This is a genomic window from Methylococcus sp. ANG (genome assembly GCF_040730495.1).
GTDB lineage: Bacteria > Pseudomonadota > Gammaproteobacteria > Methylococcales > Methylococcaceae > Methylococcus.
This window is the reverse complement of record NZ_CP160399.1, coordinates 132,987-145,688: the sequence shown is the minus strand read 5'-3', so window position 1 is coordinate 145,688 and position 12,702 is coordinate 132,987. Positions and strand designations below refer to the sequence as shown.

The 12,702-nt window shown below is 61.2% G+C and carries 12 protein-coding genes; 4 read left to right on the top strand and 8 right to left on the bottom strand.

Annotated elements, in window-relative coordinates; all coding sequences use genetic code 11:
- Position 1: 1 nt before the first annotated feature.
- The 5 genes from ABZN20_RS00690 to ABZN20_RS00670 all read right to left on the bottom strand — a co-directional run bounded on the left by ABZN20_RS00690 (position 2) and on the right by ABZN20_RS00670 (position 3,797).
- The gene (locus tag ABZN20_RS00690) at positions 2-1,231 is read right to left on the bottom strand and encodes an ISAzo13 family transposase (protein WP_367025221.1); all 1,230 of its coding nucleotides are present in this window, start codon (positions 1,229-1,231) and stop codon (positions 2-4) included.
- 45 nt (positions 1,232-1,276) lie between these two features.
- Positions 1,277-2,374 (bottom strand): TolC family protein, encoded by a 1,098-nt coding sequence (locus ABZN20_RS00685; RefSeq protein WP_367026459.1) that lies wholly within the window; start codon positions 2,372-2,374, stop codon positions 1,277-1,279.
- Between the two features lie 108 nt (positions 2,375-2,482).
- Positions 2,483-2,833, bottom strand: coding sequence for a hypothetical protein (locus ABZN20_RS00680; RefSeq protein WP_367026458.1), 351 nt, complete (start codon positions 2,831-2,833; stop codon positions 2,483-2,485).
- Between the two features lie 29 nt (positions 2,834-2,862).
- Positions 2,863-3,255 (bottom strand): transposase family protein, encoded by a 393-nt coding sequence (locus ABZN20_RS00675; RefSeq protein WP_367025614.1) that lies wholly within the window; start codon positions 3,253-3,255, stop codon positions 2,863-2,865.
- A gap of 26 nt (positions 3,256-3,281) precedes the next feature.
- Entirely contained in the window at positions 3,282-3,797 is a 516-nt protein-coding gene (locus tag ABZN20_RS00670) for a helix-turn-helix domain-containing protein (protein WP_367025613.1), read from the bottom strand.
- Between the two features lie 466 nt (positions 3,798-4,263).
- Between ABZN20_RS00670 and ABZN20_RS00665 the strand changes: the two genes are divergently transcribed.
- From ABZN20_RS00665 to ABZN20_RS00655, 3 genes are all read left to right on the top strand, one after another.
- Positions 4,264-4,569, top strand: coding sequence for a hypothetical protein (locus tag ABZN20_RS00665; RefSeq protein ID WP_367026457.1), 306 nt, complete (start codon positions 4,264-4,266; stop codon positions 4,567-4,569).
- Between the two features lie 234 nt (positions 4,570-4,803).
- Positions 4,804-5,745, top strand: a complete 942-nt coding sequence (locus tag ABZN20_RS00660) for an FIST N-terminal domain-containing protein (RefSeq protein WP_367026456.1) — start codon at positions 4,804-4,806, stop codon at positions 5,743-5,745.
- Entirely contained in the window at positions 5,718-6,788 is a 1,071-nt protein-coding gene (locus tag ABZN20_RS00655; protein WP_367026455.1) for an ABC transporter ATP-binding protein, read from the top strand. Before ABZN20_RS00660 ends, ABZN20_RS00655 begins: the two co-directional genes overlap by 28 nt.
- Here the strand turns inward: ABZN20_RS00655 and mobA are convergent.
- Entirely contained in the window at positions 6,773-7,381 is a 609-nt protein-coding gene (gene mobA, locus ABZN20_RS00650) for a molybdenum cofactor guanylyltransferase MobA (RefSeq protein WP_367026454.1), read from the bottom strand. The genes ABZN20_RS00655 and mobA overlap by 16 nt on opposite strands.
- Positions 7,382-7,397: 16 nt before the next feature.
- On the opposite strand from mobA, the gene ABZN20_RS00645 reads away from it, so the two are divergent.
- Positions 7,398-7,862, top strand: coding sequence for a DUF302 domain-containing protein (locus ABZN20_RS00645; protein WP_423246423.1), 465 nt, complete (start codon positions 7,398-7,400; stop codon positions 7,860-7,862).
- Positions 7,863-8,108: 246 nt separating this feature from the next.
- On the opposite strand, the gene ABZN20_RS00640 is transcribed toward ABZN20_RS00645, so the two are convergent.
- A complete protein-coding gene (locus ABZN20_RS00640) occupies positions 8,109-10,049 on the bottom strand; it encodes a DUF6311 domain-containing protein (RefSeq protein ID WP_367026452.1) in 1,941 nt (646 codons plus the stop codon).
- Positions 10,050-10,105: 56 nt separating this feature from the next.
- A complete protein-coding gene (locus ABZN20_RS00635; RefSeq protein WP_367026451.1) occupies positions 10,106-12,679 on the bottom strand; it encodes a CHASE2 domain-containing protein in 2,574 nt (857 codons plus the stop codon).
- Positions 12,680-12,702: the final 23 nt, after the last annotated feature.

The window sequence follows — 12,702 nt, the reverse complement described above, 5'->3', positions numbered from 1 at the left end:
TTTAGCCGCCGAGATCGCGAGGCTTGAGCCGATAGTTCCACTCGCCATGGAACTCGTCGCGTTCAATGGCCAGTTCCGCGAGTTCCTGGTCGGAGACTTTAACTCCTGCCGGATAATCCCGGTCGTCGAGTTGTGCCTGGATGCGCAGCCCTTCGGTGGTCGTCGTGTTGCCAATCAGGTTCACGACAACCTCCCGACTGACCAAAGGACGACCACGCCAGTTCTGGGTGATGTGACAGAACATCCGGTGCTCGATTTTGTTCCACTTGCTAGTGCCGGGCGGAAAGTGACAGACCTGGATCACCATCCCCAGTTCGTCGGCCAGTTGCTGCAGCTCAACCTTCCAGAGCCGCACACGATAGCCGTTACTGCCGCCGCAGTCGGCGGTGATCAGCAGGCGACGCGCGGCCGGATAGAGTGGCTGGCCCATCTCGCGCCACCACCGGCGGATACTCTCAACCGCAAATGCCGCCGTGTCGTGGGTGATCCCAACACTGACCCAGCCCTGGTTGGCGCCCACGTCATACACGCCATAGGGCGCGACTTTACCCAGTTGCGGATCGATGAAGTCGTAGACGCGTACGCCCTCCGGACGACCTTTCGGCTGCCATTCGCGCCCGCCATTCTTGAAGTCCCCGACCAGTTCTTTCTTTTTGGTATCAACCGAGACCACCGGATCGCCCGCCGCCTGATACTGCGCCGCCGTCGCGGCAATGTGGCTGAACTGCGCATCACGATCGGCCTGCTGACCCCCTTCGTGAATCTTCCGGGTCGCTTGCAGACTGTAGTCCAACTGCGCCAGCAAATCACACACGGTGCGCTGGCTCACCTGATGACCTTGGGCCACCAATTCCTTGGCCAAACGCGGCGTACTCTTGCAGGTCCAACGCAACGGCGACTGCGGGTCCCCACGCGTCGTCGGTTCGACCAACGCATCCAGGTCGCGCAACAGCGTTGGGTCTTTGGCCGTCAGCTTCTTGCGCCCACCACCCTTGGCCCGAACACGGCCCATCCTCGCCGTGACTGGCTCGCCACCGGATGGCGCCATAGCGAGCTCGCGCAGACCGGCATAGATCGTCGTGCGCGACAAACCCACCGCGCTCGCTACGGTACTGACGCCCCCATGGCCGAGGGTAAGCGCCTCAACCGCTGCCCACAACCGCAGCGTTGCTTCGTCCAGACGGCCGGAAAGCGCCAGAAATTTTTCCTCAATCACCTTGGTGGCGTCCATGCACAAAGCGTAGGCACAGACCGCTCACTGTTCAAGTTATTTCTGCTAGGCTCCTTTGCCGACCGCATAGCTGGCCTGGGCGGAGGCCAGCGTAAGCCGGGACTGGGGAATGATGCCGTCTCTCAACAGCCTGACGAGTTGCTCCGCCCGCTCGGCCTGCGCCACGTTGTCTTTGATCCGGGCCAACAAGTCCTGACGCAGCGCTTGCAGATCCTGAAGAACAGCCTCGCGGCTGGCGACAGCCTCGCGCACGCCTTGCCGCTGTTTGGTGGCGAAATAAAGCGGAACCTGAACGCGCAACATGACCTGGTAGCCTTCCGCATGCATGGCGGTATCGTGTTGTCCCCGTGCGTCCAGTTCAAAGTCCGGATAATACTGCCGGTTCGCCAGCGCGACGGCCTGATTGCCGCGTTCGAGACCCTTCTGTTGGCCGCGCAGCAGCGGGGAGCCCTGCTCCAGCAAGGTGTTCAACTCCGTGAGCGCATGCCTCATCGGCGTGATCCGAATTTCCCGCGGGGCGCCCAAAGGATCGCTGGGCAAGCGGTTCAGGATGCGGTTGATTTCGGCATGCAGAGACTGCCTGCGCTGCTCGAGTATGGCCAAGCGGGCCAATAGACGAGATATTTCGGTCTGCGCCCGCAAGATGTCCTGCTGGGCGGCCTGTCCGACCGAATAACGTGCCTCCGCGGTTTTCGCGAAACCCTCCAGCAGAGACTTGTTCTTGGTGATGACCTGGTTGGATTTATGGATGAAACAAAGTTCGTAAAACAGCTCTTTCAAGCGCGCGATGACAGTCAACTGGGTCGCCAGATAATCCTGTTCGGTACGCTCAGCTTCGCGAGAGGCAATTTCACCCTTGAGAGCCAGTTTGCCGGGAAATGGGATTTCCTGGCTTATCCCGTACATCGGGCCCTTCATCGGGGCTATATCGGTGTACCCGACGGCAATCTTGGGGTCCGGCAAAGTTTGCACCTGCGGAACCACCGCTCTGGCGGACTCCCATCGCTGGCGCATGGCGTGAATCTCCGGGTTATGGTCCCGCGCCTCCTGGATCAATTGCTCCAGTGACACCTGCGGGAGGTTCTCCCGAGTGGCAGCGAAAACGGGCCACATCAGCCCCAACCAGAGTAATGCGGATTTCACGGCGCCTGTCCTCCGCGCTATATGCCATATCTCATCAATGAAATAACCACCTGGAGTGACGCGACAGACCTGAAAGCCCGCTTCTGCCGCGCCCCTTGGTCTTACCGATCAATTCGCACTTTCGGCCAACTGCCGGTGCGTTTTTGCCATCTCCGAGTTGGCATTCGCAATCTGCTGATAAGATCGAATAATCGCTTCACAATGAGATTGTAAGTTCAAGGCTTGTTTTCCATAAAGATAGCCCCGCGTTTTATATTGCTCGAGCAGCTTCTTGTGCTCGTCAATCTTGCTCACCGCTTCCTGGGCGGCTTGCTCATAATGCGCCGCCAGCGCTTCGTGATCGGCTCTGGTCTTGGCGCTCTGTACCGCCGCGGTCATGTCCATGGGATGAAGATTCGGTTGGGCACAACTCGCCAGCATCCCAAGGACTATAGCAACTGGCACTAATGTTTTGATCATTAGAGTTGTTTCCGATGATAACCGCATGATTACAAAGAAATTTTTAGATTCCAAAGGCCAGCGCCAAGCCCGAAAAAGCTATCTATGAATAGACTGAGTCGGTTTCTAATGCGATGCATCAAGCAATGAAAGGTCTTCATTCCTCCAATGGAGTGTTCGACGGAGATGCGAGTTCGCGCTTGCTTTTTGTTCTCGCGCCTTTGTTGATCTGCCAACGCGGGATGAGGATTGTTCTTGGAGGCTCTGGGTTTCTTATGAGGCAGGTGAATTCTGGCTTTATTCCCATAATCGGAAGCGGCCCCCAAGAACCCCAAATCCAACCAGACATCGGCACCGTCAAACCATGATAAGGCAGGATCGAACCATCGCTTCATCAGCGCATAATCATGAACACTGCCGGCCACGATACTTCCAACGAACAAAATTTGCCGTGCCAGGGTCGAAATGACTAGGGTTTTAACCGTATGGCGTTTTTTTTACCGCTATAGTGGGCTTTCTGCTGATCGTCATCCTGCGGCCTGACGCAACTGCATTCCACCCCGTCAATGATGATATCTCCATGTTTTTCAATCAGCTTCATCATCTCTCCCGGGGTCGTCAGCTCCCGCTCGGGCAGCAGATCAAGTTTCGCCAGGCTGCGCCGTAACACGGGCAGAAGTTGCGCCACATGGCGATGCGCGTGTCCCGAGCTGAAGCCAAAATGAAAGCCCAGGACATCGAAGGTACAGTAGGTCTTGAGGTAATGCAAAATGAAGAACAGCTTCTTATCTATCCGATCGAGATAGCCCACATGGCCACCTTTGGGTACCCGTTTTATTTCGCCTTGCTGAACGCGTTCTTGCTGAATCTCCGCATGAGCCTCCTCAAAGATAGGGCAAAGCTTGGCGAATTGCGCCTTACTCATTCCGATCAGGGCTCTGACGGTACGCTCACTGGTTTCTTCCATGAACTTTTCAAAAATCATTGGCTGACATCATTCGATTGTTGTTAATTGTTTTATACCACAACAAATCCATTTATTTCAACGGAAGCAACTCTATTTTGTTCATGGCATACCTCATTGACCTATTTTAGATTGATCACCGGATTATTTATTCAAACACAACATATTATTAACTGTCCGCCTAATGTTACCTCCTTGATTTCTGCGTGATGTTCGGAAAACGGACCTGCGACCTCTGATGGCATCCGTTCAGCCCCCGGTTTTTTGCGGGCGAACGCGTTCCTCGGATAAGCCCCGATGACATAAAGCGCCACAATGAACGAATTTGAGTTTGCCGGGTAAATCCGGCGTAACAAAGACATAGCCACTCCTCGTCGTAAAAAACCTTATATCTCGAGGCTTTTAGACGGGAAGGGGGCTAGTTGAGCAGACTGCAGAATCGATAGATAAGGGGGATTTCGCGCTCTCGCAGCCGGAAATCGCGTGAATGACGCGGGTAACTGCAAATCTCAAGAAGCGCGACGGATATCAGCGTCTGAAGGATAGCCATGGCTATCCAGATAACCAACTCAGGCTGGTTTTCTTTTTTCAGGACGGCATCGTCGTCGCTGCCGGAAAAGGCGTTTATACACGGATGGGCCGCACAATCCAGCAATACCGGGACACGATGACCACCACCCTCATGCACATGGGAAGATTGGCCCGTACAATCCAGCGAGACAGGATGTTCCTCGGGTGTCACAGGCCCGATGCAGCTCACCCGCAGCAAGGACGACACCTGCAAGGCGATTAACGTCAACGCCAGAAAGCCTATCCAGCATCGACGTCTTCTGTATCTGAACAAGTTCAGCACGATTGGACAATCCCCCAGGCCCGCTTGCATGCTGATCCAGACAGCCAGATATGTCAAGTCGTATACAATTGTAAGGTCACCGCGGTGTCACTTGCATTTATGGATTTTCGCTGTCGGGATAACGCTCATGTCAGCCAGCTCAATCGACGGAATGGCTAGGATATCTGGCCCCCCATGCTCATGAAAAACCGGGATGTCCGCTCAGGCACGGGAGAGGCGGGTTCCTCCTCCATCCGAATCGCACAATCCTGCGCCGAAGACCCCCGCGAAGCCGTGCGTGAATTCCATGCGGGCGTCGCGTCCCAACAGCCGGCACTCGTGACGTTCTTTTGCTCCAGCGAATACGATCTCGATGCGATCGCCGCTGAAATGCGCCGCCTGTTCGCCGGAATCCCCGTCGTCGGCTGCACCACGGCGGGAGAAATCGGACCGGCCGGCTACCGCGACCACAGCCTGGCGGGCGCGAGCTTCCAGGCCGGCGGCTTCCAAGCGGTGGCGGACATCCTGACCGGTCTGCGGCAATTCGACGGGGCCAGAGCTTATGCCCTGGCGCAAGCACTCCTGCAACGGCTCGAGGTTTCGGCCCCAGGGGCGCGTCCGGAGAACGGTTTCGCCCTCTTGATGATCGATGGCCTGTCGGTTCGCGGGGAAGAGGTCGCCCATGTGTTGCAGGACGCTCTGGGCAAACTTCCGCTGATCGGCGGGTCGGCCGGCGACGGCATGAAGTTCGCGAAGACCCAGGTCTATTTCGACGGCCATTTCCACACCGACGCCGCGGTTCTGACGCTTTTCAGCACGCCCTTGCCTTTCCAAGCGTTCATGACCGAACACTTCGCCGTCGCCGACGAACGGGTGGTGGTCACCGAAGCCGACACCGCCCACCGCATCGTCCGGGAAATCAACGGACGGCCGGCGCTCCAGGAATATGCGCGGCTGATCGGCGGCACCGACGGCGTCGCGGCATTTCCGGGCCATGGCGACACCGGCGACCTCCTGATGCGCTCCGCCGACCGGGCGCTGTACGCTGCCAAGCATGCCGGCCGCAATCAGGTGAAGTGCTATGTCGGCAACGGATCAGGCGACTCCGCATGGGCAGCATCGCATTCGAAGGCTTGAGCAAAACCTACCCGGGCGGCTTCCCCGCGCTGTCGGACCTGAGCCTCGACATCGCCGGCGGCGAACTCCTCGTCGTCGTCGGGCCCTCGGGCTGCGGCAAATCCACGCTGCTGCGGCTCATCGCCGGGCTGGACCGCCCCACCGCCGGTTCGATCCGGATCGGCGGCACGAACGTGAACACGCTCTCCCCGGCGGCGCGCAACGTCGCCATGGTGTTCCAGGATTACGCGCTCTATCCCAACATGACGGTACGCGGCAACCTCGAATTTCCGCTGAAGATGCGCCGCATGGGCCGCGCCGAACGCCGGCGCCGGATCGAGCAGGTGGCCGCGATGCTCGAACTCGCGCCGCTCCTCGACCGCAGCCCCGCCCAGCTCTCCGGCGGCCAGCGCCAGCGCGTGGCCATGGGACGGGCGCTGGTCCGCGAGCCCGCGGTGTTCCTGCTCGACGAGCCCCTCGCCAACCTGGACGCCCGCCTGCGCGTGCAGGTTCGCGCCGAAATCGCCGAACTGCAGCGGCGGACCGGGACGACCATGATCTATGTCACCCACGACCAGGTCGAAGCCATGACGCTGGGCCGGCGCATCGCGGTCCTGGACCGCGGCCGGCTGCAACAGGCCGCCTCGCCCCGCGATCTCTATGCGCACCCCGCCAACACTTTCGTCGCCGGCTTCATCGGCAGCCCACCCATGAACCTCCTGCCGGTCCGGCTCGAGCACTCCGGCCGGATCGTCCTCCCCACATTCGGCGCCTGCCTGCTGCCGGGAAGAACGGAGGCGCCGAAACAGACGGCCGTCGCCGGCATCCGGCCGGAAGCTGTCCGTCTGGCGGAACAATCGTCCGAGGGGATCGCAGCCCGGGTCCAGGAGGTGGAATATCTCGGCCATGAAACATTGCTGCATTTCGCCCCTGAAGCGGGACCGGCCTGCCTCATCGCCCGCCTCCCCGGCCTGCAGCCCTTTGCCCGGGGCGATGCCGTCCGCCTCAGGATGGCGCCGGAAGACTGGCATTTTTTCGACGGGGACGGTCAGGCGTTGGACTGATTCCCGCGCGCTTCCAGTACCTTAAGCTCCTCGAGGGAATTCGCATTCGCGAACAACTCCGGCACGTCGCTGTAGTCGGTCCGGTGGGTCCGGTGCCGGGCCAGCCAGGCTTCGACCTTGCGCTCCCCCGAAGCCAGGAATGCCTGGAGATCGGCCAGCAGGGACCGCCGCGCGATGAGGAATACCGGGTGCAGCCGCTCGCCATCGTGCGCCACCGCGATGTCGCAGTCCGACGCCGCCTGTTCCTCGGCCAGGCGTTTCAACATGCAGCCGGTGACCAGCGGCGTATCACAAGGCACGGTCAGAACGAATTCCGTGTCGGCCCAGGCCATTGCGCTCAAGAGTCCCGTCAGCGGCCCCTCGAATTCCCCGCTCGCGTCGGCGATCACCGGGCAGCCGAAGCCGGCGTAAATTTCCCGGCTACGGTTGGCGCTGACCACCACCTGCCCTGCCACCGCCCGCAAGGCATCCAGCGCATAAACCACCAGCGGCCTGCCCCGGAACGGCACCAGGCCCTTGTCGCGGCCGCCCATGCGGCTTCCTCTTCCGCCGGCCAGCACGCATCCGGTAATCTTGGGGGAAGGGTATTTCACGGCGCAAATCCTGACGATGATCGAAAAACCAATGCGGCACCTGCCCCTCCTGGCGGTAGCGGTCTTGTCCGCCTGCGCCTCGAAGCCGGCGGACTGGCGCGCGGACTATTACGAAGTGGAAACCACCAAACCGTACGCCGACGTGATGGCCGAGCTGGAGCTGGCGATCACCGAGCAGAATTTCCGGATCACCGGCCACAACAAGATCGGCAGTGTGATACGCCAGCGAGATCAGATAGACTTTCCCGATTATGACACGCTGCAATTCTGTAACCTGACCCTGGCCCGGCAGATGCTCGAAATCGAGCCGGCGGCGGTGGCCTGGATGCCCTGCAACGTCGCCGTCCGCTTCGAGGGCGGCCGCACACGGATCACGGCGCATCTCTTGCCCGAAACCACCCGAAACCCGCCCCTCGACGATTTCGCCAGGGGCATGAACGAAAAACTCAAGAAAATCGTCGACTTTGCCGCCGAGAATTAGTTTCCTCTCCTCTCACCGATCCGACACGACCATGAAGAAAACCTTCCCTGCCAGAACGACCCGGCCCGTTGCACTGACCCTGCTGCTGGCGGGTCTGGCTGCCTGTGATCCCCAACCGGTGCAGCCGACGGTCCAGACCTCCGCCGCTTCCGAGCAGCCCGCCGCCTCCCAGGGCACCGGAGATTTCCCGACGCTGACGCGGGTCGAATACGTTCTGCAGTGCATGCAGGAACACGGCGGTCAAAACTACGACAACATGTACCACTGCGCCTGCGCCGTCGACGTCGTCGCCAAGGCGATGACCCCCGACGAATACGACCAGGCCGTGACCTTCACCAACCTGTTCGGGATGGGGGGCGAACGCGGCGCCGTCTTCCGCGACCCGCCGCAATCCGAAGAACTGCGCAAGAAGCTCAAGGACGCCAAGGCAGCCGCGAACGACACCTGTTTCCCGAAGACGCCGGGGAGCGCCGGGGGCCAGGAAGGACAATAGCCGCGAGGACGTGCCCGGTAGTGCATCTCAGGCATCGAGGTGCACTGCCGGGCAAGCCTCATCTGAAATCTGGGGCAATGATGCGCAGACCATCTATCTCTCCGACCAAGTCCGCCTTGGAGACGCGCCCAGAGGCCAGCGTCCACAAGGGGGTCGTCTTCAAATACGTATAGGGCATCGCGAGACAGCTCGTTGCGGGACAAGGACAAAGCCAGATCGCGTCCGACACGGTCGATCTTGGCGTTATCGGCTCTGCCAAAGTAAGCCGCGTTCACCGTCATTCCGTTACTGGCAGCGAGGTGTACCAAAGGCACCCAATTGGCCGGCTCGTTTTTCGGCGGAACGAACACAATGTGTTTATATCTGGCAGCGATTTCGGTCCACACCGGCGAAGTCAAGGGGGACGACCAGGTATATCGGCTGGTAAACATCTCGCGCAGCCGGGCCAAGGCCTGAGACATATCCACCACCTGCACGAGAAGCATCAGCACACATAAGATTCTGGCCGTTTTTATGTCCAGCTTTTTCAGGACAACATAAAAGGCGGCCGTGTACATGATGTAAAAAACTGGCCAGAACATTCTTCCTGCCGCTCTGAAAATCCGTGCAAAAGGTTCTACCGGCACCGGAATACCATAGGCAACGATTTCGTTGTCTCCAATTGCAATATGGTTCGAAATCGCGAGCAGATACAGACATAGCGACAACAGGACGAGCGGCGTGAGTCGCCTGGCGTTCCATTCAAGGCCACGGGACTTCAGGGTTTCATACAAACCCACGGACATGAGACCCAACATTCCCAGGCCGAGATAGCTGAATCCACCATAATCTCCCGGACCTTGCCTCTGATCACGCAGCAATATCGACCAGTCCGAGTCGGGATCGATCGGCGCCAGAAGATTCATCCGATAATATCCGAAGCCCCCGATCTCGACACCGGCACCCACCATGAAATATCCGACGGCCCACATCACCAACACGGTGAGGGCGGTTCCGGCAGCGAACACGGTGACGGTGCGCGCCGTACTCGTCTGCCCTAGCCAACGACGCTGCAGCAGATCGGCTACGAATAGCCCTGCGACCATGAAGAGCAGATAAGCGTGGATGAGCGCGGTCACCGCCAGCAGCAAATACCACGACGGACCGCTGAACGAGCGCCTGACATAAAGGTACAGTCCGGCCAACAACACCCATTGAGCGAACAGAGCATAATGAGCGGTCAACCGCCAAAGCGCGGGCGGAGCCAGCGCAAAAAATACACAGCCCGTCAGCGCCAGGATTCTGTCATTGCCAATAGCGAACAGAATCTTCCAGGCGAACACAGCCTGCAGGCAAAATGACGTCAGTATCCAGAATCCGGAATACTGAAAAGGCTCGGGCAGAATTCCATCGAACGGCTTCAGCAGCAGGGCCAACAAAGGTATCGAGTCGGTAAATACGATCGAGCTGCTGATCTCGCTGCCGTAGGCAGGATTGGCGCCGAGCGGGAACTGCAAGACCGGCGAGTGCCGAAAGAACTCCCAGCCGAGGTAGTGCATGGCGCGATCGACCATGATGGGATCCTGCCCTATCAGCCAGTCGACATAGCCGGGATCGAGAACCCGTCCGCCGGTCAGCGCAAAGAATACCACCAGTCCCACGAAGGACGCGGACACCGGATTTATCGCCTCACGGCGCGGGGCTGCATGATTCACCACTTCCGCCTCCCAAAGAAATCTCCCGGCTCAGAACGCATCATCCAGCCTCCGTCTCATATTCGGGCGGGCAGCCGGCTTTCCAGCATCTGGCCGAGCAATTCGATGTCCACCGGCTTGGCCAGATAACCGTCCATACCGGCGAGTATGCATTTCTCCTGGTCGCCGGCGACCGCACTGGCCGTAAGAGCGATGACCGGTATTGCGGGATCGGGCGCACCGGACTTCCCCGCCCGGATCAGCCGGGTGGCTTCGTAGCCGTCCATTTCGGGCATCAGGCAGTCCATGAGCACCAGATCGTACCGGCGTTCCCCCAGAACCCTGAGACAGACCCGCCCGTCGCCCACTGCGTCGGCGGCGTACCCCAGCCTCTCCAGAATGGCGAGCAGCAGCTTGCGGTTGACGGGACTATCGTCGGCCACGAGGATCCTGTAAGGGCGCCTCGGTGTGGGAGAAATCCCACTCGTGGCCGGACCCGGCTTCGGGGCGAGTCCCCGCGCGCCGGCCAAATGTCCGCCCTGGCCGGCTGGAACGGCGGCGCCGGTCGACCCGCTCGGAGCCTGGCCATTCCCGCGAATCCCGTGCGTCTTGCCGAAAACCGCGGTGAACCAGAAGCGCGAACCCTCCCCGTCCGTGCTGTCGACGCCGCATTCGCCCCCCATGAGCGTCGCTAGCTTCCTACTGATGGCAAGTCCCAGGCCCGTCCCGCCATATTTCCGTGTCGTCGAGCCGTCCGCCTGTTCGAACGGCGAGAATATCCGGTCCCGGCAGTCCGCCGGAATACCGATGCCGGTATCCGAAACGGTGAAACGCAGCGTCGTGGCCTCCGGCGTCTCCTGGTCCAGCGAGACCTCGAGCGCCACTTCTCCCCGCGCGGTGAACTTGACCGCGTTCCCGATCAGATTGGCGAGGACTTGGCGCAGTGCGCCGGGATCACCCTTCACCCGGTACGGCACGCCGGGTTCCACATCGCAGCGAAGAGCGAGGTTTCGGCTCAACGCCTGCGCCCGGAACAATCCGACCGCCGCGTCGACGACCTCCCGCAGTTCGAATTCGGTCGATCCGAGCTCGAGCTTTCCCGCTTCGATCTTGGACAGGTCGAGGATGTCGTCGAGCATCGCCAGCAAGGTCCGGCCGCTGCCGCGGATGATCTCCGCATACTCTCTCTGCCCGGCGTCCAGCCCGCCGTGGAGCAGGAGTTCCACCGCGCTCAACATGCCGTGCAAGGGCGTGCGGATCTCGTGGCTCATGCGGGCCAAAAATTCGCTCTTGGCCCGGGAGGCGGCCTCGGCCGCCTCCCGGGCGCGGCGCGAGACGGCAGCGATCCGTTCCTGCCGGCGGTATAGCAGGAAGGACAGCACGCCCGCCTCCACGACGACCGTCAGAACGGGCGAGGCGAAATCGAGGGCCACACCGGCGCCGGTGAACATTCCCACGCCGAGCCCCACGAGCGCCGAGACGAGCGCCACGACTCCATACGTCGCCTGCAGTGCCGGCAGACGGGCGAACAGGAGAGCGGTCGCCAAGCCCGAGGCCAGAATCGTGCCCGAGACGAAAACCTCCTGCCACGGAGGCTCGCGGTAGTTAACTCCGCCCAGGGCACCGTCAATGAGCACGGCGTGCGCCTCGGCACCGGACAGATCCGGGGCAACAGCGGTACGGTGGAGATCGCCCAGCCCGACGGCGGACGAGCCGACCAGCACGATCCGTCCCGCCAAGTCCTGCGGGGAGTAGTCTTCCCGCAAAATGTCGAGGGCGGAGACCCGCCTCTGGGCATGGCCTGCAACCCGAAAGCGCAGCAGCGCCACGCCTTGCCTGTCCACCGGAACGGCCAGGCGGCCGAGCTTCAGTACCGGTCCGAAGGCATCGGTCCCCACCTCGACGGCATCGGCACCGGTGATGCGCATCAGCAAGGCCAGCGACAGGCTCGGGTACCACCCCCCTTCGTAGGCGTACAACATGGGCTGGCGCCGCAGGCGTCCGTCGGGATCGGTCACGGCATTGATGAATCCGTGCCCGGCAAGCCCGCTGTGCACCGGGAAGGTATTGCAAAGCACGCTCTTCCCTTCGGGCGGGACGATGGCAGGACGCGCGCCGCTTATCGCGAGGGGAGCCAGAGGACAGCGCGGTCCGGTGTCGCGCAGATCGGGGGGGAAGTAGATCGAACCGATGGTCCCGCTGGCGGCGAGGACGGCGCCCAGGTAGCCGTCGTTGTCCTCCATTCCCGGAGGCACGCCGCTGAAACCCAGTTCGAGCCCGAACTCGCGCCGGAAGCTCTCCCGCAGCGTGGAAAGCGAGGTGCGGTCCGGTTCCGGGAACAGGATGTCGAGACCGATGGCCCGCGGCTTGGCGGAAGCGATCGCCTTGACCAGGGCCGCCACTCGATAGCGAGGCCACGGCCACTGCCCCGCTGCCGACAGGGTGTTCTCGTCGATGTCCACGACCACGACTTGGGACTCTGCCCGCGCCGCGAGGCGCATACGGACCAGCTGGTCGAAAATGGCGCCGTCGAATCCGGCCCAGGGCGCCCAGCCCGCCAGCCGCAGCAGCAGCGCCAGCCCGGTCAGCAGACACCCCGCGGCCAGCACGGCGCGGGACGGCGTCTCGCCGGTTCGGCCCGCGGCGCTCATGGAGCGCCCGCCTCTCCGCCGCC